General features: G+C 64.4%; 20 protein-coding genes. 9 read left to right on the top strand and 11 right to left on the bottom strand.

Going from position 1 to position 20,655, the window contains the following annotated elements:
* The first annotated feature begins 249 nt into the window (after positions 1-249).
* Positions 250-1,815: a TniQ family protein gene (locus ABS361_22565; protein XBY44739.1), complete on the top strand. Its 1,566-nt coding sequence runs from the start codon at positions 250-252 to the stop codon at positions 1,813-1,815.
* 150 nt (positions 1,816-1,965) lie between these two features.
* Here the strand turns inward: ABS361_22565 and ABS361_22560 are convergent, their stop codons facing one another.
* From ABS361_22560 to ABS361_22550, 3 genes are all read right to left on the bottom strand, one after another.
* A complete protein-coding gene (locus tag ABS361_22560; protein ID XBY44738.1) occupies positions 1,966-2,232 on the bottom strand; it encodes a DUF2312 domain-containing protein in 267 nt (88 codons plus the stop codon).
* 256 nt (positions 2,233-2,488) lie between these two features.
* Complete coding sequence (locus ABS361_22555) at positions 2,489-2,797, bottom strand: DUF1244 domain-containing protein (GenBank protein ID XBY44737.1); 309 nt, start codon at positions 2,795-2,797, stop codon at positions 2,489-2,491.
* Positions 2,798-2,888: 91 nt separating this feature from the next.
* Positions 2,889-3,707, bottom strand: a complete 819-nt coding sequence (locus tag ABS361_22550) for an N-formylglutamate amidohydrolase (protein ID XBY44736.1) — start codon at positions 3,705-3,707, stop codon at positions 2,889-2,891.
* A 207-nt stretch (positions 3,708-3,914) separates the two neighbouring features.
* On the opposite strand from ABS361_22550, the gene ABS361_22545 reads away from it, so the two are divergent.
* The 3 genes from ABS361_22545 to pyk all read left to right on the top strand — a co-directional run bounded on the left by ABS361_22545 (position 3,915) and on the right by pyk (position 7,182).
* On the top strand, positions 3,915-4,850 hold the full coding sequence (locus tag ABS361_22545) for a DMT family transporter (GenBank protein XBY44735.1): 936 nt from the start codon (positions 3,915-3,917) through the stop codon (positions 4,848-4,850).
* Positions 4,851-5,167: 317 nt separating this feature from the next.
* A complete protein-coding gene (locus ABS361_22540) occupies positions 5,168-5,572 on the top strand; it encodes a DUF1036 domain-containing protein (protein XBY46992.1) in 405 nt (134 codons plus the stop codon).
* Between the two features lie 170 nt (positions 5,573-5,742).
* Positions 5,743-7,182: a pyruvate kinase gene (gene pyk, locus ABS361_22535; protein ID XBY44734.1), complete on the top strand. Its 1,440-nt coding sequence runs from the start codon at positions 5,743-5,745 to the stop codon at positions 7,180-7,182.
* A 7-nt stretch (positions 7,183-7,189) separates the two neighbouring features.
* Here pyk and ABS361_22530 read toward each other — a convergent pair whose 3' ends face one another.
* From ABS361_22530 to ykgO, 4 genes are all read right to left on the bottom strand, one after another.
* On the bottom strand, positions 7,190-7,744 hold the full coding sequence (locus ABS361_22530; protein XBY44733.1) for a hypothetical protein: 555 nt from the start codon (positions 7,742-7,744) through the stop codon (positions 7,190-7,192).
* Complete coding sequence (locus tag ABS361_22525) at positions 7,741-8,268, bottom strand: alpha/beta fold hydrolase (GenBank protein ID XBY44732.1); 528 nt, start codon at positions 8,266-8,268, stop codon at positions 7,741-7,743. The genes ABS361_22530 and ABS361_22525 overlap by 4 nt, the downstream gene beginning before the upstream one ends.
* Positions 8,269-8,395: 127 nt before the next feature.
* The gene (locus tag ABS361_22520; protein XBY44731.1) at positions 8,396-8,974 is read right to left on the bottom strand and encodes a tetratricopeptide repeat protein; all 579 of its coding nucleotides are present in this window, start codon (positions 8,972-8,974) and stop codon (positions 8,396-8,398) included.
* Between the two features lie 249 nt (positions 8,975-9,223).
* The gene (gene ykgO / locus ABS361_22515) at positions 9,224-9,349 is read right to left on the bottom strand and encodes a type B 50S ribosomal protein L36 (GenBank protein XBY44730.1); all 126 of its coding nucleotides are present in this window, start codon (positions 9,347-9,349) and stop codon (positions 9,224-9,226) included.
* A gap of 186 nt (positions 9,350-9,535) precedes the next feature.
* Here ykgO and ABS361_22510 point away from each other — a divergent pair, with 186 nt between their 5' ends.
* On the top strand, positions 9,536-10,147 hold the full coding sequence (locus ABS361_22510; protein XBY44729.1) for a hypothetical protein: 612 nt from the start codon (positions 9,536-9,538) through the stop codon (positions 10,145-10,147).
* A 148-nt stretch (positions 10,148-10,295) separates the two neighbouring features.
* On the opposite strand, the gene ABS361_22505 is transcribed toward ABS361_22510, so the two are convergent.
* The 4 genes from ABS361_22505 to ABS361_22490 form a co-directional block, all read right to left on the bottom strand.
* The gene (locus ABS361_22505) at positions 10,296-11,708 is read right to left on the bottom strand and encodes a mannose-1-phosphate guanylyltransferase/mannose-6-phosphate isomerase (protein ID XBY46991.1); all 1,413 of its coding nucleotides are present in this window, start codon (positions 11,706-11,708) and stop codon (positions 10,296-10,298) included.
* A 343-nt stretch (positions 11,709-12,051) separates the two neighbouring features.
* Complete coding sequence (locus ABS361_22500; GenBank protein XBY44728.1) at positions 12,052-13,089, bottom strand: hypothetical protein; 1,038 nt, start codon at positions 13,087-13,089, stop codon at positions 12,052-12,054.
* A gap of 79 nt (positions 13,090-13,168) precedes the next feature.
* Positions 13,169-14,692, bottom strand: a complete 1,524-nt coding sequence (locus ABS361_22495; GenBank protein XBY44727.1) for a glycosyltransferase family 1 protein — start codon at positions 14,690-14,692, stop codon at positions 13,169-13,171.
* A 258-nt stretch (positions 14,693-14,950) separates the two neighbouring features.
* Positions 14,951-16,240 carry a glycosyltransferase gene (locus ABS361_22490; GenBank protein XBY44726.1) on the bottom strand — a complete coding sequence of 430 codons (1,290 nt, stop codon included), beginning with the start codon at positions 16,238-16,240 and terminating at the stop codon, positions 14,951-14,953.
* 350 nt (positions 16,241-16,590) lie between these two features.
* On the opposite strand from ABS361_22490, the gene ABS361_22485 reads away from it, so the two are divergent.
* The 4 genes from ABS361_22485 (at position 16,591) to ABS361_22470 (ending at position 20,572) form a co-directional block, all read left to right on the top strand.
* A complete protein-coding gene (locus tag ABS361_22485; protein XBY44725.1) occupies positions 16,591-17,769 on the top strand; it encodes a hypothetical protein in 1,179 nt (392 codons plus the stop codon).
* 100 nt (positions 17,770-17,869) lie between these two features.
* Positions 17,870-18,598: a sugar ABC transporter permease gene (locus tag ABS361_22480; protein ID XBY44724.1), complete on the top strand. Its 729-nt coding sequence runs from the start codon at positions 17,870-17,872 to the stop codon at positions 18,596-18,598.
* 16 nt (positions 18,599-18,614) lie between these two features.
* A complete protein-coding gene (locus ABS361_22475) occupies positions 18,615-19,811 on the top strand; it encodes a hypothetical protein (GenBank protein ID XBY44723.1) in 1,197 nt (398 codons plus the stop codon).
* Positions 19,808-20,572, top strand: coding sequence for an ABC transporter ATP-binding protein (locus ABS361_22470; GenBank protein ID XBY44722.1), 765 nt, complete (start codon positions 19,808-19,810; stop codon positions 20,570-20,572). Before ABS361_22475 ends, ABS361_22470 begins: the two co-directional genes overlap by 4 nt.
* Positions 20,573-20,655 lie beyond the last annotated feature (83 nt).

Raw genomic sequence — 20,655 nt, 5'->3', positions numbered from 1 at the left:
CGCAGACCGCGGCGCGTTCGGTTCAATGTGCGAGACGATCATAGAAGCGATAGAGATCGCCGTTCGACGCGGCGACGGTAGTCTCGGGATCGAGCACTTCGCCCAGCTTCACCACGCCCGGACGTCGTGCACAAAAGACGATAATCCATACGTGACTCAAGATTGGCACAATATAGACCCGATACGCGTCGGAGGACGAGGCCGATTCAACGAGGAACTGGCCAACTTTGAAAAGAAGAAGCGCTCCCGATGAACGAGCTGCGTTTGAAACCGACGTTGTCAGGGGGCGAGACGCTGCAGTCATTTGCGTCGAGATTGGCCGCGATTAACATGCGACCGACGCTTTACCCATTTTGTAAAGATCTGGGGATCGACTTAGATGCCGTCATGATGGGCCGCGACGAAGGCATCGCAGCAATCTGTTCGCTTGGCGGTCTCTCGTTTCGTGCATTCGACCGTTCGCTTGTACGTCAGGACGGCAAGGGCAAATGGATTGGAGCCGAGCTCGTGCCGGACATGAAACTGAGGCGCGGTTACGCTCGCTTTTGCCCCCTCTGTGCCCAGCGTAGTCTGGCGGAATCGAAATTCAATTTTGAATGCTCGCTGCCAGATCATATCGATCAGTGGGCGCCATGGATCGAAACATGCGTAGAACACAACGCTCGTTACGTTGAGATTCTCATCCCTGACGAGGCCAAGCTCTACACCAATTATCCTGTTGAGCGGGCCGCTATCGCCTTTCACAACAAGGAAGCGGTGTTGGCCGCTATACAGGCTCCGCAATATCAGGAGGCGACCGACTTCGAAAAGTACATCGCGAGACGCATCCGAGGTGATGCCGAAAGGCGCGAGCTCATACACGATCTCTCCCTGCCAGGGTTAGCCGATATAGCTGAAGCCATCGGGCGTGTATTCTTCGGCAAGGCACCGCGTCCGATCGAAGAGGCGGATCGGATGCGCTACCGCGACGTTGGTTTTGGCTTCATCAGTCGAGACTACGATCACTTCAGAAAATCGATGCTGGCGCGTTGGCCAGGAGAAAACTCGTTCGTCCTCCCGAACAGGTTCGGGGGATTTCCGGTGTGGCTGATGAAGGTCGCACAGGCTTCGAACCTACACACGCAGTTCGTGCCCCATCTGGCGAGATTGATCGCCGAAACAAGCGCCGTCGGACCGGAGGACCTGGTGATGGGTCAGCCCGTCGCCCGCCGCGTGTGGCATTCACCGATTTCTATCGGAAGCGCGCTCAAGGTCGCTCCGCCGACGATTTGGCGGGTGGCACGTGGAAGCGGTGCGATCAACGACGGGCCGCAATCACGTCCATTGAGCGAGTACCTCATCGAGGCTGCGGTCGGCGACGAAATGATCCAGGCGATTCGGAACGCGACCTCGGAAGCCGAGGTCGCGAAGTCGCTCGAAACCAAACCGCAAACTGTCCGTGCACTCGTCGATGTCGGCGTACTGAGCCACTTGCCGGGGACCGGAGTCCCCGGGGTCGACGCGCTCATCAATCGAGATGAAGTCGCGGAGCTCTTGAGCGAGCTCGCCGCCGCTGCTCCCGTCAACCGATCAAGCGACGACCTGCCAATTCTAACGATCGTAAAACGTACACGCGCGCGAGTCTCTGATCTGATCGCGGCGATTGTGGAACGACGATTGCCGGCGGAACGCATAGAAACCCCGGTCACGTTTCCCAACCTGCGGATAAGCGTCGAAGCTGCTTTGGCCGCGATCGAAGGCCCCGGATTCGTAAAGAGCTCACGACCTTCTCGAAGTGTCTCGTGGCGCAAGTCCGGGTACAGACTAGGTCGCTAAACCGATAGAGATCAAAAGAGGCCGCCATTTTGGCGGCCTCTTTTTTGTTTCCGTGATCCAGACGTCTCTCAACTCTCGCTGACAAACTATCTGCTCACCGATGACAAAAAACCCGCGTTTTGACGCGAGCTGACAGACTATGCGAAACGATCAATCGCCGCCGGCACCGGTGAACACCATGCCGAGCGCGGAGAGGTAGAGATCGAGGATCGCTTCCTGCTCCTCGCGCTCCGACTTGTCCTGCTTGCGGATCTTGATGACCTGCTTGAGGATCTTGGTGTCGTAGCCTGTGCCCTTGGCTTCGGCGTAGACGTCCTTGATGTCGTCGGCGATCGTCTTCTTCTCTTCCTCGAGACGCTCGATGCGCTCGACGAAGGACCTGAGCTGATCGGCGGCGACGCCTCCGGGACCGGCCATGGGCTGAACTCCTCAGTAATCGGATTGGACGATCGGGACCGCCGGTCCCGGCACAATGCGGCGGTGCGCCTTCAGGCCCGGAACCGCGGCCGCGAGTGGCGGCCGGGCACGGTCCAGGATCGATCCCGAGGCGGCACAAGTCGGGCCGGGATAGAGCCCCAAGCAACCGCCGGGGTCAAGGAACCCCGCGGTTTTCCCGCGACCATCCACCGATCTTTCCACAAGCCGTCCGGCACACAGGCGGGTCCGGCCGTCGTCAGTGCTTCGGGCGGTTCTGCTCGAAGGCGGCAAGCTTGCCGGCGTCGGCTTCCGTCTGGTGCTTGGCCTTCCAGTCGTCGTAGGGCATGCCGTAGATCGCGACCCGGCTCTCGTCCTTGGTCATCGCAATCCCTTGCGCCTCGGCGGCCTCGCGATACCAGTTCGACAGGCAGTTGCGGCAGAAACCGGCGAGGTTCATCAGGTCGATGTTCTGCACCTCCGGTCGCTCGTCGACGAGATGCCTGAGCAGCCGGCGGAACGCGGCGGCTTCGAGTTCGGTCCGGGTCTTGTCGTCGAGTTCGGCCATGGCTCTGATCCTGGTCTCGGGCGCGGCCGCGAAGCCGCGTTCACGGGTTCGATCGATATAGGATGCCCTGTCGCCCGCTGCGACGGGCGGCTCAAAATCGCGGCGTGACCGGGCCCGAGCGCGAGCCGAAGAACCGCTGCACATGCAGATCCTCGGCCCCGACGAGCCGCTCCATCACGGCCGCGAGACGCTCCGCCCAGCGCAGCGCGCCGGGCGCGTCGGCGATCAGATCCTGCCGGATCTCGACGATCGCATGGGCGAGGCCGAGCTCGGTGCCGTGCTGGAACATCGAATCGCCGCGCAGCACGCCCGAATAGGGCTCGTTGTCGCCGACCACCAGATCCGGATCGGCCCGGAAGGCCGAGAGCAGCCGGTCCGGCAGGCGCGGATCGTTGTCCCACAGGACGCCGACGTGCCAGGGCCGCGGCCAGCCGCGCCAGACCGGCGTGAACGAGTGGACCGACAGCACGACCGGCGGCCGGCCGCTCGCGAGCGCCGCCTCGATCGTGCCGGCGACCGCCGTGTGATAGGGTCGCCAGAACCGCGCGATGCGCCGGTTCTTCTCCTCCGCGCCGATCCGGGCATTGCCCGGCACGATCGCGCCGTCGGAGAGCCGCATCACCAGGGTCGGATCGTCCGCCCCGCGATTGGGATCGATCAGCAGCCGCGAGAAGGTCGAGAGCACCGCCGGCACGCCCATGCGCCGTGCCAGCTCGCGCACGACCATCGCGACGCCGATGTCGTAGCCGATATGCCGTTCCAGCTCGCGGCGCGGCAGGCCGAGATCCGCATACTCGGGCGGGATCCGGTTCGAGGCGTGGTCGGCGACGATGACCACACCGAGACCGGGGTCGCCGGGAATGATCTCATAGGCATCATGCGAGGGGTCGGCAGGCGGCAGGTCGAGCATGGGTCCGGTTCGAAAGCGTGGGCGTGCAGGCGCCACCATATCGACCGGCTTCAGGGCAAATCCAGGGACGATCGCGATTTTCATGCCCGGCCGGCAAGCCGATCCGCACGACGGCCGTCGGAGCGCCGGGTGGGCGCGTCATTTCCGGGGATCGGCCCGGCGCCGGCCGCGCTGGACGAATGCCGGGCGCGCCCGTAAAGGACGCGCATGGTTCAACCCGCCTCCCCTAGCCCCATGTCCCCGGGCCATGCCGACGCCGGCGGCGTCGGCGCGGTCCGCGTCGCCCCGGCCATCGCCTTCACGGCTCTGGTCGCGGCCGCCTTCGCCATGGGCATCAGCCCGGCCTTCGTGCGGCTGGCCGAGGTCGGCCCGTTCACCAGCGCCTTCTACCGCGTGTTTCTGGCGCTGCCGATCCTGTGGGCCTGGGCACGCGCGGAAGCCGGTCGCGAAGGCGCGACGGCCGATCCGGGCTGGACCCGGCCGATCCTCATCGCCGGGCTCCTGTTCGCGGGCGACCTGTTCTTCTGGCACCTCGCGGTGCTCTGGACCACGATGGCCAACGCGACGCTGCTCGCGACCATGGCCCCGGTCTGGGTCGCGCTGTTTTCAGGGCTCTTCATCGGCGAGCGTGTCACGCGCACGATGGTCGCCGGTCTCGGCCTCTGCGTCGCCGGCGGCGCGCTCCTGGTCGGCACCAGTCTCGGCTTCGCGCCGGAACGGCTCGCCGGCGACCTCGCCGGCATCGCGACTTCGTTCTTCTTCGGGCTCTATTTCCTTGCCGTCCGCACGGCCCGGCGCACCGCGGCCCCCGGCGTGATCCTCTTCCGCTCGAGCGTGGTCACGGCCGTGGTGCTGGCGCTGGTCGCGGGCCTGCTGGAGAACCGCTGGCTGCCGCTCGGCCTCTCCGGCGTCGCGGCCTGCATCGCCATGTCCTGGATCAGCCACGCCGGCGGCCAGGGCCTGCTCGCCTTCGCGCTCGGCCACCTGTCGGCGGCCTTCTCCTCGCTGGTGATCTTCCTGGAGGCGCTGTTCGCCGCACTGTTCGGCTGGCTCCTGTTCCACGAGGCACTGACGCCACTGCAGCTCGGCGGCGCGGCGGCGATCCTGGTCGGGATCTGGGTCGCGCGGCCACGCGCCGGGTGAGCTGGAATTCTGCGCCAAGACCCCTGGTCAAGATTACGCCGCATTCGACAGGCGTTTCAGGGACCGAAGCGCCGTGGGTCGGCCAACGGGACAAGCGGCGTGCCGCTCATACCCCTTCCCCGACGTCCGGAACCGCCCGGCGTTGACAGGCCCGACCCGAGTTGCCAACATCCGCGCCGTTCGGGCCAGACCCGACGGCTGCAAGCGATCCGGATCAGATGAGATCGAAGACCTCTTCCGACGCCCTGCCGACCCCCTCGAGCCACGGGACGCTTCGCCGAGCGGCCTACGCCGGCCTCGCCGTCGCCGCGCTCGCGATGATCTTCCCCAGTCAGGCCAGCGCCGAACTGCGCGTCTGCAACAAGACTTCGAGCCGCGTCGGCATCGCCATCGGCTACAAGGACGACAAGGCCTGGAAGACCGAGGGCTGGTGGAACCTGCCGGCCTCGAGCTGCGAGACGCTGCTCGCCGGCCCATTGTCCTCCCGCTACTACTACGTCTATGCGATCGATTATGACCGCGGCGGCGAATGGAGCGGCCGGTCGTACATGTGCACCGAAGAGAAGACTTTTACGATCAACGGCGTCGAGGATTGCATCCGCCGCGGTAAGGAGCGCACCGGCTTCTTCGAGATCGACACCGGCGAACAGCGCGCCTGGACCGTGCAGCTGACAGAGCCCGGCCGCGCGAGCCTCGGCTCGGCCTCCGCCACCCCCCAGTAACGGGCGATCCGATCGGGCATCTAACACGAGGCGGCAGGCCGGGACGGCACGCCGCCTTTTTCGTGCAAGCACGCCCGAAGTGAGATATTTTTCGTCGCTGCAAAGAATGCCACTGTGCGCCGGCCACGCCTGCGTCTAAACAGGGGCGAACGATAAGGGAGACACGTTTCATGAGACGGAACCGTCGCGTGAAGATCCTGGCCACGCTCGGGCCCGCCTCGGGCAATCCGGCCATGATCGAGAAGCTCTGGCGCGCAGGTGCGGATGTGTTCCGCATCAACATGAGCCACACGAGCCACGACCGTCTCGCCGAACTGGTCGCCATGATCCGCGACGTCGAGACCAGGGTCGGCCGGCCGATCGGCATCCTCGCCGACCTGCAGGGCCCGAAGCTGCGCGTCGGCACCTTCGCCGGCGGCCCGACCGAACTCGAAAACGGCGCGACCTTCGTCCTCGACAGCGATCCGACCCCCGGCGACGCCACGCGCGCCTACCTGCCGCATCCGGAGATCCTGAGCGCGGTCCAGCCCGGCCATCGCCTGCTGGTCGACGACGGCAAGATCCGTCTGCGCTGCACGGCCAAGGAGGGCGCGGACAAGATCGTCGCGACCGTCGAGGTCGGCGGCAAGATTTCCGACCGCAAGGGCGTCAGCCTGCCCGACACCGAACTGCCGATCGGCGCGCTGACCGAGAAGGACCGCGCCGATCTCGATGCCGCGCTGGCGCAGGGCGCCGACTGGATCGCGCTCTCCTTCGTGCAGCGCCCGGACGATCTCGCCGAGGTGCGCAAGATCGCGCGCGGCCGTTCCGGCATCATGGCCAAGATCGAGAAGCCGCAAGCGATCGAGCGCCTCGGCGAGATCGTCGAACTCTCCGACGCGATCATGGTCGCCCGCGGCGATCTCGGCGTCGAGATGCCGCTCGAGGTGGTGCCGTCGCTGCAGAAGCAGATGACGCGTCTCTGCCGCCGCGCCGGCAAGCCGGTGATCGTCGCGACCCAGATGCTGGAGAGCATGATCACCTCGCCGGTGCCGACCCGCGCCGAGGTCTCCGACGTCGCGACCGCCGTCTACGAGGGCGCCGACGCGGTGATGCTCTCGGCCGAGTCCGCCGCCGGCAAGTTCCCGTCCGAGGCGGTCGCGATGATGAACGCCATCGCCGAACGCACCGAACTCGACCCGACCTATCGCATGATCATCGCGGCACAACGCTCCGAGCCGGAGGCGACCGGCGCCGATGCGATCTGCGCCGCCGCGCGCCAGATCGCCGAGACACTGAACCTCGCCGCCATCGTCTGCCTGACCGCGTCCGGCTCGACCGGCATCCGCGCCTCGCGCGAACGGCCGCTGTCGCCGATCATCGCGCTGACGCCGCACGCCAACATGGCGCGCCGGCTGGCGCTGGTCTGGGGCATGCACTGCGTGGTCTCGGAAGACGCCCACGACGTCGACGACATGGTCGACCGCGCCTGCCGCACCTCCTTCGCCGAAGGCTTCGCCAAGCCCGGCCAGCGCATCATCGTGGTCGGTGGCGTGCCCTTCGGCACGCCCGGCTCGACCAACATGCTGCGCATCGCCTTCGTCGGCGCCAACGGCTCCGGCGCGGTCTGACGATCGCTCAATGGAACGCGGCGCCGAGCGCGCCGCTTTCACCCGCTTCGGAGACTTGCGCCGGTGCGCCGGCTCCAGCGGCGATCGCCTCGCGCGACGGCAGCGGCTTTCCGGTGTCCGCACTCCGGGCCACGGCCTCAATGGCTGCCACGACGGTCCCCGTTGCGGCATGGTGCGGCATATGGCCGACGCCCGGCAGCGTGACGAGCCGCGAGCCCGGAATGTCGCGCACCAGCCCGGCCGCATGGATGCTCGCCAGCACGACGCTGTCGCTGTCGCCGGTCACCACGACCGTCGGCGCCCGGATGTCGCGATAGCGCGGCGCCATGGCCGCGACATGCGGCTTGAGGCCCGCGACATCCTCGGCGTTGGCGATGAACTCGTCCGGCCGGAGCGCGAGCGGGATCGCGGCGCGCTCCAGATAGCCATCGGGTTCGGCATTGGGCGCGAACACCTCCTCCAATGCGCCGGCGACCAGTTGCTTGCCGATCGGCAGCGCCAGGGTCCGCGCGAAGACCGCCCCCAGAACCGGCGTCGTCGCGACCGAATAGTACCAGGTCACGCCGCCCGGCCAGGGTGCGTCGCCGGTGCGACGAACACGAGGCCCGCGACCTTGTCGGCGCGTTCGACCGCCATCGCCGCGGCGACCGACCCGCCCCAGGAATGACCGACCACGATCGCCCGCGCGATGCCGAGCCGGTCGAGCAGGCCGGCGAGCAGCGCCGCCTGCCGGGCCGGCGCCGCCGCATCGCCCCGCCCCCGCTCGCTGTAGCCGTGTCCCGGTCGATCGACGAAGATCATCCGGCGCTTGCCCTCGAGGGCGGCACGGAACGCCGCCATCGGGTCGTTCAGATTGCCGCTCGCGCCATGAATGAACAGGATGGGTAGCCCGTCGCGCGCCTGCGCCCCCGGTCCGGCCGGCACATCGACGAAATGCAGCCGCACGCCGTCGACGCTTTCGAACCGGCCGACCGGCGGAAACCGCGACTCGATCCGCGCCGCCTCGAAACGGCTGTAGAGCGCGAGCGAGACGAGCAAGGCGGCACAGACGCCGAGAAAGACCATCGCAAACCTGAATGAGAGCATGAGAAGCGGCCCGGCCCCCGTGACCCTCTCTGCTACGAGGGCGGGCGCACCGCGGTTTCGTGCCGACGATCACGAGCGCGGCATCGGCGGCCCCCATCAAGGCCGACCGCGCGACAATCCGGTGCGATCAGAGCTCGCGGCCCTCGACCTCGGTCGCCAGTTCCGCAGCCTCCTTGGCAGCGTTGGGAAGGCGCGGGTCGAGGTCCAGCGCGCGCCGATAGACCGCGAGCGCTTCCTTCTTGCGGTCGAGCTCCTTGAGCATGCCGGCGAGCCCGACCAGCGCACCGAAGTGCCTCGGCTCGAGCCGCAGCACGGTCTCGACTTCGGCGATCGAGCGGCCGAAGTCCTTGTTCATGAAGTAGACGGTGGCGCGCCGGTTATGCGCCTCGGCGAAATCCGGCTTCAGGATCAGGATCGCGTCGAGCAGGTCGAGCGCGAGGCTCTTGTTGTCGGCCTGCAGCGCCATCAGCGCGCGCGACATCAGGAGATCGACGGTGTCGCTGCCGGATTCGAGCCATTTGAGTTCGATCTTCTGCCGATTGAAGCTCGCGACATCGTCGCTCGGCGCCCGCTTCAGCCGGGCGAACAGCTCGTCGAGGCTCGCCGTCTCGCGCCCGCGTCCGAACGGGATCGGCGGATGCCCGCCCGGCAGGCGCGGCTTGGCGCCGGGGCCCGGCGGCTCGGGCAGCACGCGCGGTTCCGGCAACACACGGGGCGTCTCAGGACTGCGCGGCGCCGGCCCCGTCTCAGCCCCGCCAGTCTCAGGCTGGGCCGCTCGAACCGGCTGGATCGCTCCGCACCAGAGCACGGCAGCGATGGCGATCACACAGGATCGGGAGGCAAACGACAAAAACCGCATGACCCACTTTATGAGGAGGTCATGCGGCTCGTCAAAGCCAAATCCGATCACGCGATCGTGCCGACCGGCCTCGAAGGGCGCGATCGGCGCGAACGATCAGCCCTGGCGGGCCTTGAAGCGCGGGTTGGTCTTGTTGATGATGTAGACGCGGCCCTTGCGACGGACGAGACGGTTGTCGCGATGGCGACCGCGCAGGGACTTGAGCGAGTTCTTGATTTTCATGACCGGCTACCCGACGTTGACCTCATCGTCCTTCGGAGGACGCCGGCGGCCTGAAGGGCGCCGCGTCCGATCCTCGGACCAGACATTACGATAAGAAAACGAGCGCGGAGGACCGCGCTCGCTGTCTTCAATTCGGGCCGGACCATAGGGTTCGCAGTTCCCTCTGTCAATGCGCCGGATATCCATTTGCGCAAGGTTTCAACCACCCTGATCGTCGCCGTTCTGCTAGGCTTCACGAGCTTTCCGGCCCTCGCCATCGACGACGCCCCAAGGGTTTCGCAGGCACCGCCGGCGCCGTCGGCCTCGCGCCCCGATGCGAACGGCCGTGCGCCGATCTGGGTGCCTGTGCCGCGCAAGATCGACCGCGACAATCAGCCCCTGCAGCGCGCAGAACCCGCGGTCGAAGGTCCGCAAGGGGAGGTCCTGGAACCGCCGGTGACGGTGCTCGCCAATGGCGACCTCCGCTCCGGCACCACGATCCTGCGTCTCGACGGCATCGAGCCGATCGACCTCTCGCGCCTCTGCACCGACGACGCCGGACGCCGCTGGGCCTGCGCCCTGCGCGCCCGCGGCGCCCTCGTGCTGGCCATTCAGGGGCGGCAGCTCCGTTGTATATTGAGCGAGCGGACGGACACGCCACGTCCCGCAGCCTGCACCATCGCCGGTCGGCCGCTGGCGCTCGACCTGATCCGGCAGGGATGGCTCACGCCGACCGTCACCGCCCCGCAGGACTGGATCGATGCCGCGACGCGCGCGAGGGCAGCCCGCCTGGGCCTCTGGTCGGCAGCTGCGCCGTGAGGCTGGCGCGGCAGCACCGGAGCCAGAGGCCGTCGGATCGAGACATCGATCGGGATTCAGGCCCCACGAAGCGACGCCGAAGCCGCCCAAAATGCAAAGGGCGCCCGTGGGCGCCCTTTTCGACCGATCACAACCACCGAGCCCATGTTCAGCTGCGGTTGTAGATGTCCTCGTAGCGGACGATGTCGTCCTCGCCGGTGTAGGAACCGGACTGAACCTCGATCAGCTCGAGCGGGATTCGACCGGGGTTCTCCATCCGGTGCACCGCACCGAGCGGGATGTAGACCGACTGATTCTCGGTCAGAGTCTTGACCATGTCGTCGACGGTGACGCGGGCCGTGCCCGACACCACCACCCAGTGCTCGGCGCGGTGGAAATGGCTCTGCAGCGACAGCTTCGAGCCCGGGTTCACGGTGATACGCTTGACCTGATAGCGCGTGCCGATCGCGATGCGCTCGTAGGCACCCCACGGCCGATAGACGCGCAGATGCTCCGTCGCCTCGGGCCGCTTGCGCGCGGTCAGTTCGACAACGAGCTTCTTGACGTCCTCGGCCTTGTCGCGCGCCGCGACCAGCACGGCGTCGCGGCTGGTGACCACGACGACGTCGTCGAGCCCCACCACGGCCGTTAGGAGCCCGTGCGATTGCACGTAGCAGCCGGACGACTTCATGAACACGGCATCGCCATCGGCAGCGTTGCCGGCCTCGTCCTTGTCGGCCAGATCCCATACCGCCGACCAGGCGCCGACATCCGACCAGGCGAAATCCGACGGCACGACCGCGGCGAGCTTGGTCTTCTCCATCACGGCATAGTCGACCGACATCGACTTCGCCATCATGAAGGTTTCAGGGTCGAGACGCAGGAAGTCGAGATCATGCGCGGCCTTTTCGACGGCCTCCACGACCGGGGCGGCAATGGTCGGCTCGAGCCGGGCCAGCTCATCCAGGAACACGCTGGCGGCGAACAGGAAGTTGCCCGAGTTCCAGAGATAGCCCTCGGTGACGTACCGCTCGGCCGTTGCCGCGTCGGGCTTCTCGACGAAGGCCTCGATGGCATTGGCACCCGGCGTGGCGGTAAGCTCGGCACCAGGCTTGATATACCCATAGCCGGTCGCCGGTTGCGACGGGCGGATGCCGAAGGTGACGATACGCCCGGCCTCGGCCGCAGCGCGACCACGTCGAACATGGGCGATGAAACCGTCGCGATCCGGCATGGCATGATCGGCGGCGAGCACGATCACCAGGGCCTTGGGATCGCGACGCAAGGCGATCGCGGCAGCGGCGGCGATCGCCGCGGCACTGTCGCGCCGGCCGGGCTCGAGGACGATATCTGCCTCGATGCCGAGCGCGCGCAACTGCTCGGCGACCAGGAAGCGATAATCCGACCCCGTTACGACGATCGGACGAGCGTCGAAATCCGGACCGACAACGCGTTCCACCGTCTCCTGAAACAGGGTCTTCTCGCCAGAGAACGAAAGGAACTGCTTGGGATAGCTTTCACGAGACGCCGGCCAGAGGCGCGAACCGGAACCACCGCAGAGGATCACGGGAACAACAGTCATTGTCGCTTTCATACCCAAGTGTGAGAAGGGTAACCAATTGGCTCCGATGGCGCGACCTATATCGCAGCCACCCTTACGGCGTAAAGCGCTCCCTTGGGACGCAGCTTTGCCGAAGAGCACGCGTCGACCGACAATCGACAGCGAAAAATCAGCTTTCGGCAGCAGCGTAGAGAACCAAATCGCCTAAACAGATTTCTCGCACGAAATGACGGATATTCACGCCACCATTCGCTCTAGCAAGGGGAGCCGATTGCTCTCGGCCGGCCACCGCATCCGAAACCGCGAGGTCGGATCGGACGAGCCTGTTCCCGCTTCCGTCCGTCCGCGGATGTTCCACCGCGCCTCAGGCGCGATAAAGCTCAACGTCGTCGAAAATGAACAGACCCTCGATCGAGCCGTACTTCATCTCGATCCGGATCTCAATCGGTGTCGCGGGATCGGTCACCTCGAATTCCAGATCGAACGTGAATACCCCGCGCGCAGGCAGATTCTCGATCTCGCCGAACGACGCCACCGCGCCAGCAGTGAGCACATCAACGAATAGCTTGCAGCCGGACAGAGCGTTGTCGATCGCAAACCGGATATTCGCCTTCCACTGTCCACGCGGCAGATGCAGGTAGGGCCCGAACACCAGATGGCGCGCCCGTCCGGTCAGGTCCAGGCGCCAATCCGGCGTACCGAACGGAACGTCATGACTCGAAAAGACCTGTCGCGGCCAGCGCAATGTGGTGATGGGCCGCCGATCCATCAGCACCTTGTACCCGGAAAAGACACCGTCGAGCACGGCCCGCTCGACCTCGGAACGCGATCGATAGAAGGCCCCAGGCTCGCGGGCGTGAGCGTCGAATGCGCGCAACCCCGCTTCGCCGGTACAGTTCTTGTCGAGTGCAACCTGCCCAGCGATGCGAGACGCGATCCGATCGATCTGCGAGGCCTCGACCGCGATACCAAAGGTACCCGCCAGCGCCGAAATCACCTCCGCGAGCGGTACGTCGATCCGATCCCGAGACCAGATCGGGATGGTGGGGTCAATGAAGAAGTCGTGCAAATGGCACAACCCGCGCACGGCATGGCGCACTGCGCCATAGATGTCCGACTGGTGAGCGTCGACCTGGTAGCCCACGCTGTCACCGAAGTCTTCGACACAGAGCAGCGCCGGCAAGGAAAGCTTTTTCAGGACATTCACGATCGATGTCGAAGGCGTGTCCAAGATGACGATCACCGCGCGGCCGTCGCGTTCGGACCACAGGCGCTGGAAATCCTCGAGAGAAGAGGCCTCTATGGTGTGGTAGGAGCCGTAGCACTCCGACAGTAACTCACGGGCGACGAGGCAGATCCAATTCGTCAGGGCTGTTCGCGACCCGAGAATGCTGATCAACATCTGCGCCTCTTTTCGCACTCTATGTTCCAGGCAGCGGCCCCGTGTCCCAGGGCCGCGCCACGACGGTCAAGACATCCGATCAAGCGACGGGAGCGCCCGCGGTCTTGAGAATGGCCTTCACGCGCTCAAGCATCTGGGTCTGAGAGAACGTCTCCAGCACATGTTCATGGAGCAAGCGCGCCTTGCCCTGCGCGGCTTCGTCATCCGCGAGAACATCCAGAACGGCCTGGACGATTTCGAACGAATCCGCAGGGTCGAACAGGAACGCGTGGCCCGCCGTGATCTCACGGAACACCGGGATATTGGAACAGAGCACCGGCTTTTCGAAAACGCCGCCCTCGGCGATCGGAATGCCGAACCCTTCGGCGAAGCTCGGGAACACCAAGCCGTGGGCATGTCGGATCAGGGTATTCTTTTCGATATCGGAGACATAGCCCGTGAAGATGATGTTCTGATCAGCACCTTTGATGCTGCTGAGATAGCGATTGCCATCCACTTCACCAACGACGACGAGATTGGCCCGGCCCCTGAGCTGAGCGAAGGCCTTGACCAAGTTGCCGATGTTCTTACGCGGTTCGTCAGAGGTCGGGGTGACGAAGAACGGCAACGTCCAATCAAAGGCTTTCGGGCCGAGATCCGACTTCTCCGTGCTCGCACCGGTCGTCTCGGCCGCGATCGAAGTGGCCTTGATTCGGTCGATCGTCTTGGTCAGGGTCGCGGAGAGCAGTTCATCGAGCCGCACTTTCGGCGCCCCCGCCGTGCGGGCGGCAGCCTCCATGAGGTTGCTGCGGATCAGCGGATAGACGACGAAGTTCGGCATCGACCGGCGATGCGCAAAGTAAGTGTAGAACGCCTCACGGGTCGTCTCCGAAACGAATACCGCGATGGCATTGTTGGCGAGCGTCGCCTCGAGTTTCTTGACGAACAGCAAGCGCCAGTCCGCCGACATGGTCGGGTCCTGCAAGGGGATCAGATCATGGATGACCGTGACGATCGAAGATGAGGGAACACCCTTGATCTTCACATAGTGCGGTGTGTCGATGACGACCGCGTCGTATCCGGTGGCATCGACCTCGACCGGCATGAAGCTGTTGGCGCCGGCATACATGGTCGAGGAATAGAAGCGCTGCCCCACCGCGAAGGCGTCGGGCAGGGCGAGATGGGCGACCTTGCTCGGCACGAAGTCGATCAATTCGCGGTGGTTGCGAAATTTGACCGGCTTCTTCGGAGCGAGCTTCTGGCCGAGGAACTGCCGCAGCCCGAGCACGCGACGCAACAGCCCGGCAAGGGTCGAGCCGAACAGCGGCGCCGATCCGAACTTCTGATCGAGATTGAGCCAACGGACGAACCGGCCGTCATGGAAATAGCGCATCAGTTCGGCGAGACGCACCACGTCGACGACGGTCTTTGATTCCTTCGCGATCTTGCGGGCCCGCGTCGTCGGAAAGCCGTAGCCCGGCGCGCCTTCGACCAGCAGGGTGACGTCGGCACCGGCGCGCTGCAGAACTTCGATCAATGAAACGCTATAATTGAAAATGCCGCGGGGGTGAATCGGAGTACCGAGGCTGTCGCTGATATACAAAATGCGAGGTACTTCGGTCATCGCGTGCTCCTAGAAAGAAAAGCAAGAATCTCGTTTGCGGACGGCCGGGAACCGACGGCGTGTCGATAGTCACTCTGCCCGGATTTGGCGCGCTTATAGCGGGTTCTCCCAACAATTCCAACGCACCGTCGGATCCGGTACACGGGCATCCGGCCTGGCCTGCAGCCCTTGCGGCTCTCCCTTCGAAGCACGCCCCGCCGCACCGGCTCACCAACAGCGCCCACGGCACGCGTTCGAAAGAGAGCGCCGGCACGCGGATCAGGACATCGGAAGTCGGTCGCTGTTTGAGGACGCCCCCCTGTAGACCGGCGAGGCCAACACATTCATCAGCCGGTGCACGACCCGATCGACGTAGTCCGGCCAGGCGCTGGGCACGAAACCGCTTACGCTGGATTTCGCCGACTTGTTCGTCAACTCGATGACGGCCTCGCGCCAAGCGACGACATCGCCCGCCGGCAGATAGATTCCGAGCCCTTGAGAGGTCTCACGCAGCACCGGAATGTCGGAGCAGACAGGCACGGTACCGACGCTGAGCGCCTCGACCGGCGGCAGGCCGAATCCTTCGGCCAACGACGGCATTAGCAGAGCGGTCGCTTGCTGCACCAGGCCGCGCATCCCGGTCGAGGAGAGCCCCTCGGCGGGGAGCACCACGGGTCGGAGTTCGTGGTCCGCGACGATCTCGGCCACGACCGGCTCACCGCCAGCCCCGCAATGGCCGGCGAGCACCAGCGGCGGTGTGGTGCCGCCGAGCCTCGGGACCAGCGAACGCCAGACGTCGAGGAGAAAGAGCTGGTTTTTGCGGGGCTCGACCGTGCCGCAGCAGACGAAGAACGGCCCGTCGAACCGCGACTTCGGTACCGGGACGGCCGACAGGAAAGTGTCATCCATCGGCAAGTGTTCCGAGAACACCGGGATCTGTTCGCCGCCGATCCCGGCAAGTCGCGAACGGACCGAGGTCGCCGCTGTCTCGCTCGGGGTCAGAACCAGGTCCGCATAGCGCACGAGCATGTGCAGGATATTCCAGAACGGCGCGACGTTCTGGGGCGGCACCAGTTCGGGATTGTCCAGCGGTATCACATCGTGGATGAGTGCGACGACCCGCATGTCCGGCTGCCGATCCAGCCACGCGGCGAGGTCGGGGCGCGCCAGCGTCGACTGACCGACATTGAGATAGAGCGCCTTGCCGGCAATCTCCCCCGCCGGCCGACCATACTGGAACGGCTCCCGCTTCAGAACCATGGCCAATCGACCGATCATACCCAGATCGCGACCGCGCCGGATCAGGCCGGGCCGCGGTCTGCGGTCAACAAGCCAATCCTGGCAGGCCCAGAACACCGGATCCTCGGCGATCTCGGCAGTCTCGCGCCAGACCGTATCGAGCACATCGAGATGGCGCGCCGTTTCCTCGCGGGTGAACAAACGCAACCCCCACGGCGTCGACGACAGCGACCAGATCGGACCTGGCCAGCGGCGCACTAGGCCGCGATGGAAACCGAGATCGACCTTGTCGATGCCGCGCGGCGATCGCGAGAACGGCCCCCAGAACAAGCGCGTTCCGTCTATCACAAGGGTCGGGTGACTCTGGTCGGTATGCCGTTGCATGGTGGACTGGGCGCCTCAGAAACCGGGTGCAATCCCTACCCCGTCCGTCTCGCGGGTTTCAAGCGCGGGCGCCCACGCGTCGGTTGATCGCTGCCGTGGAACCCGGCCGAGCGGCCTTTGCAGCCTGTCCGCCGCGCTCGAACGGCGCCGCGATCCGCTGATCCAGCCGCGCGGGCGCGCGCCTTTACCACTATAACGCGATACGCCGAAACATTTGAACCTACAATCGAACGTCAAATTTCCAACATTTTCCCGACGATATGGTATGGATCGCCACGCCTCTGGAGAGCCGACTCTTGACGAAGAATACCAAGCTCATCGAAATACCAGCGCGCGGGATGCTGGCGCCCCCAAGCAGGCAATTGGCGGCGATCAAATCGATCAATCTGTCGCTGGGATCGATTCTGTTTGTATTCTGCGTCGTTATTCCCACGACGGTCAGCGCGATTTACTTCGGTTTTATCGCGTCCAATCGGTATGTGTCTGAGTCACAATTCATCGTCCGCAGTCTCTCCGCCAAGCACATCACCGGGCTTGACGCGATCCTGAAGACATTCGGCCTGGCCACTGCGCAGGACGACGCCTACGCGATCGCAAACTACGTAAGCTCGCGCGATATCGTGAAGCGCCTCGATGAGAGGGTCAACCTGCGACAGATCTATTCCAGACCGGGAGCGGATTTCGTCGCACGGTTTCCTGCTCCTTGGTCGAGCGACAGCTTCGAGTCCCTCTACAATTATTTCACGAGCCGGGTATCCGCCGTTCGAGACAGCAATACCGGCATCACGACACTGAAGGTGATCACCTTCCGCCCCGAAGACTCGGTAACCCTGTCCAAGGCTGTTCTGACGCTCAGCGAGCAGCTCGCCAACTCCATGAACGAGCGAGCCCAACGAGACGCCGTCCAGCGCGCAGAAGCCGACGTCGAGCGGGCGCAGACCGAGATGCTGACCGCGCAGTCCAAGATCACGGCCTACCGCAACACGACGCTCCTGCTGGATCCGAACCAGTCGTCCCAGAACGTGGTGCGGCTCATCGGCGAACTCTCGGCAGAGCTGGCGCGAAATCTCGCCGAGATTTCCGAGGCCAACATCAATTCGCCGTCCAATCCGGCGCTCGCGGCGATGAAAGCCCGTTCGACCGCCATTCAGGAGCAGATCGCGAGCGAGCGGCAGAAGCTAGCAGGATCGGACCAGGGCCTGGCGACAAAGATTTCGGAATATGAAAACCTGATCATGCAACGCGAATTCAGCGAGCGCCGACTGACCTCGGCGATCAATTCGCTCGAAGCTTCACGTCAGGATGCCCGCCGGCAGCAGGTTTACCTGGAGCTGCTCGTGCAGCCGAACGTCGCCGACGAATCGACCGATCCGCGTCGATTCCGCAACGTGCTGACCACGGGCTTCTTTTCGCTCGTTTTGTTTGCGATGGCATGGGCCTTGTTCGCCGGCATCAAGGAGCACGCGAATGGATAGCCGAGCTAGTCGCGTCCCTGGCGCGTTTCGACCCGACACCAACGTACTGCCAGGGTTCCTGGGTGCCGTGCAGCTTCAGTGCCGTGTCGTAGGCGCCCTGATGCTGCGCGAGGCCATGGCGCGGTACGGCCGAGACAACCTCGGCTTCTTCTGGCTGATCGGCGAACCTTTGATCCTGAGTTGCGGCGTTTTGATCATCTGGACCGCGATCGGTGGGCATGGGCACGCCGAGGTCGGGATGGTGCCGTTGATGCTATCCGGCTACGCGACACTGACGTTGCAGCGCCACATCATCAACCGCGCCACCCATAAGCTGCGTAACAGCACGGCCCTGCTCTATCACCGCAAGATCCATCTGCTCGACGGACTGATCTCGACGACCCTCCTCGAGTCGATCAGCGTCCTCGGCGCATTCCTCGTCGCCTATGCCGGCCTCTACCTGTTCGACCTGGTACCGGCTATTCGCGATCCTATTGCGCTGTTCGGTTCCTGGCTGCTGTGGGTCTGGTACTTGTTCGCGTCGGCGCTGATCATCGCGAGCCTGACCGAACTCGTGGAGTGGGTGGAACACCTCATTCCGCCGCTGATGTATTTCGGCATCCCGATCTCGGGTACATTCTATATTTCCGACTGGATCCCCTATGATTTCCGCAAAATCCTGCTCTTGAACCCGCAAGTTCATGTCAATGAACTGTTTCGCTCCGCGTTTTTCCCGCCGGAGGTTCACCTCTATGGCGATCCTTGGTATGTTTTCTGGTGGTCGGCGATCATGATGGCGATCGGCCTTTTCATGGTCGACTACGCCAAGCTGGCAATCCGGTATGACTGATAGGCGATAGTTCGAAATGATCAACACACGTCGCAAACCGGATGTCCCGATCATCGAGTTGAAGCCTGTCGAAAGCATGGGCCCCCTCGTGCTTCCCAGCATCGACGACGACTATGCAAACGAGCATCGGCCGAGCTTTCTCAGCCGTCACCTGATGTTTATCGTCATGGTGGTTCTGCCGATCATGGCCGGGGCCGTCTATTACGGCTTCATTGCCTCGAGCCTGTATGCGGCCGAGACGACCTACGTCGTGCGCTCGATCCAGAGCGGCGGCGAGTCGCCGATCGCACTGTTCAGCGGTGGACAGTCGGTCGCCCGGTCGGAGGATGATACCCACGCCGTCAACAACTACCTGCAGTCCCGCGCCGCGCTGGAGAAGGTCGAACCTTTGGTTCGCAAGATCCTAGGCGGGACCGGCGTCGACGTGTTTCATCGGTTTCCGAGCCTGTTCGGCTCGAACAGCTCCGAGGCCTTGTTCTCGCGTTATCGTGATCTGATCAACGTGAGCATGGACGGCACCGGGATAACCACCCTCGAGGTGCGTGCCTACGACCCGCGGTCGGCGACGGAGCTTGCCGAGCAGCTGTTGAAGCTCGGCGAGTCCATCGTGAACCAGATGAATGAGCGAGCCATCGCCGATACGATCCGGCAGGCCAAGCGCGACGTCGAAGAGAGCGAGACGGCGTTCCAAAAGGCCCAGGCGGCGCTGGTGGAATTCCGGAACCGCGAGCTCATTGTGGATCCGAAGGCGCAGTCGAGCGCCGTCTTCGAGATTATTTCGCAGCTGATGAACCGCGTCTCGCAGGAAGAGGCGGCATTGGCACAAACCGTGGCGCTGTCGCCGAAGAACCCGCAGATCCCGGCGCTGAAGGCCCGCATCAAGGCTCTGCGGGCTCAGATCGATGAGCAGCGCGGACTGATCGTCGGCGGGGAGAATTCACTGGTCTCGAAGCTCTCAGAGTTCGAGCAGGTCACGCTGCGGCGGGAACTCGCGTCTCGTAAGCTCGCCTCGGCGATCGGCTCTTTGGAGCGCGCTCGCCAGGAAGCACGTCGGCAGCAGTTCTATCTCGAGACGATCGTTCGCCCGGTCCTGCCGGATCAGGCCCGGTATCCGCGGCGCATCCTGGAATTCATGCTCGTCATCGGCGCTTCGCTGTTGTTCTACTGGATCGCGCGCAAGTCCTCGATCGTGATCGCGGAGCACAAACGATGATCGCCGGTGCCCTGCAGCGCATCTTCAAGCCTCGCACTGCGCCAGTGCTCGAGCAGGGGAACGAAGTCGCGGTCGCCGAACGTTCCGCGATCGTCGGCACTCCGACGCGGGAGTCCATACGGGTCCACAATATCGTAAAGGAATACCATACGCACGTCGGCTTGCGTCGGGTGCTGGACGGCATCAGCTTCGACATCAACCCGGGCGAGAAGATCGCCGTGCTCGGCCGCAACGGCGCTGGCAAATCGACCCTGGTCAAGATCATCGGCGGCGTCGAGCCACCGACCACCGGCTACATCGCGCGCGATATGAACATGTCCTGGCCGATCGGCTTTGCGGGCGCGTTCGAATCGTCGATGTCCGGCATGGACAATATCCGCTTCATTGCCCGCGTTTATGACGTGCCTCTCAAGGAGACGATCGAGTTTGTCGATGACTTCGCCGAACTAGGGCGTCAGCTCTACTTGCCGGTGCGAACCTATTCATCCGGCATGCGGGCCCGCTTGGCCTTCGCGTTGTCGCTGGTGATCGACTTTGACTGCTTCCTGATCGACGAGGTCATGTCCGTCGGTGACCAGCGCTTCCATCGCAAATGCCACGAGGCGCTGTTTGTTCAGCGGCGGCACTGCGCGATGATTCTGATCAGCCATGACATCGGTATCATTCGCGAATACTGCAACAAGGCGCTGGTGCTGAAGGCCGGTCGCGGCCGCGTTTTCGAAGACCTCGAACTCGCGATCGATATTTATAGCTCGCTCTGAACTTGAGTCACCGCTTGTCTGCACGATTTCTGCGGTATGGGACCGGTTCCCACGAGGCGCCTTCCCGTGTGACGCCGCAGACC

The organism is Ancalomicrobiaceae bacterium S20, assembly GCA_040269895.1.
Classification (GTDB): Bacteria; Pseudomonadota; Alphaproteobacteria; order Rhizobiales; family Ancalomicrobiaceae; genus Methyloraptor; species Methyloraptor flagellatus.
Note: the sequence above shows the minus strand (reverse complement) of the source record. Positions and strands in the feature narration are given on the sequence as shown.

Excerpts from the sequence above, each read along its gene's own strand:
- ABS361_22565 (XBY44739.1), top strand. The coding sequence starts at position 250 with ATGAACGAGCTGCGTTTGAAACCGACGTTGTCAGGGGGCGAGACGCTG.
- ABS361_22560 (XBY44738.1), bottom strand. The coding sequence starts at position 2,232 with ATGGCCGGTCCCGGAGGCGTCGCCGCCGATCAGCTCAGGTCCTTCGTC.
- ABS361_22555 (XBY44737.1), bottom strand. The coding sequence starts at position 2,797 with ATGGCCGAACTCGACGACAAGACCCGGACCGAACTCGAAGCCGCCGCG.
- ABS361_22550 (XBY44736.1), bottom strand. The coding sequence starts at position 3,707 with ATGCTCGACCTGCCGCCTGCCGACCCCTCGCATGATGCCTATGAGATC.
- ABS361_22545 (XBY44735.1), top strand. The coding sequence starts at position 3,915 with ATGGTTCAACCCGCCTCCCCTAGCCCCATGTCCCCGGGCCATGCCGAC.
- ABS361_22540 (XBY46992.1), top strand. The coding sequence starts at position 5,168 with ATGATCTTCCCCAGTCAGGCCAGCGCCGAACTGCGCGTCTGCAACAAG.
- pyk (XBY44734.1), top strand. The coding sequence starts at position 5,743 with ATGAGACGGAACCGTCGCGTGAAGATCCTGGCCACGCTCGGGCCCGCC.
- ABS361_22525 (XBY44732.1), bottom strand. The coding sequence starts at position 8,268 with ATGCTCTCATTCAGGTTTGCGATGGTCTTTCTCGGCGTCTGTGCCGCC.
- ykgO (XBY44730.1), bottom strand. The coding sequence starts at position 9,349 with ATGAAAATCAAGAACTCGCTCAAGTCCCTGCGCGGTCGCCATCGCGAC.
- ABS361_22505 (XBY46991.1), bottom strand. The coding sequence starts at position 11,708 with ATGACTGTTGTTCCCGTGATCCTCTGCGGTGGTTCCGGTTCGCGCCTC.
- ABS361_22500 (XBY44728.1), bottom strand. The coding sequence starts at position 13,089 with ATGTTGATCAGCATTCTCGGGTCGCGAACAGCCCTGACGAATTGGATC.
- ABS361_22495 (XBY44727.1), bottom strand. The coding sequence starts at position 14,692 with ATGACCGAAGTACCTCGCATTTTGTATATCAGCGACAGCCTCGGTACT.
- ABS361_22480 (XBY44724.1), top strand. The coding sequence starts at position 17,870 with ATGCTGCGCGAGGCCATGGCGCGGTACGGCCGAGACAACCTCGGCTTC.
- ABS361_22475 (XBY44723.1), top strand. The coding sequence starts at position 18,615 with ATGATCAACACACGTCGCAAACCGGATGTCCCGATCATCGAGTTGAAG.
- ABS361_22470 (XBY44722.1), top strand. The coding sequence starts at position 19,808 with ATGATCGCCGGTGCCCTGCAGCGCATCTTCAAGCCTCGCACTGCGCCA.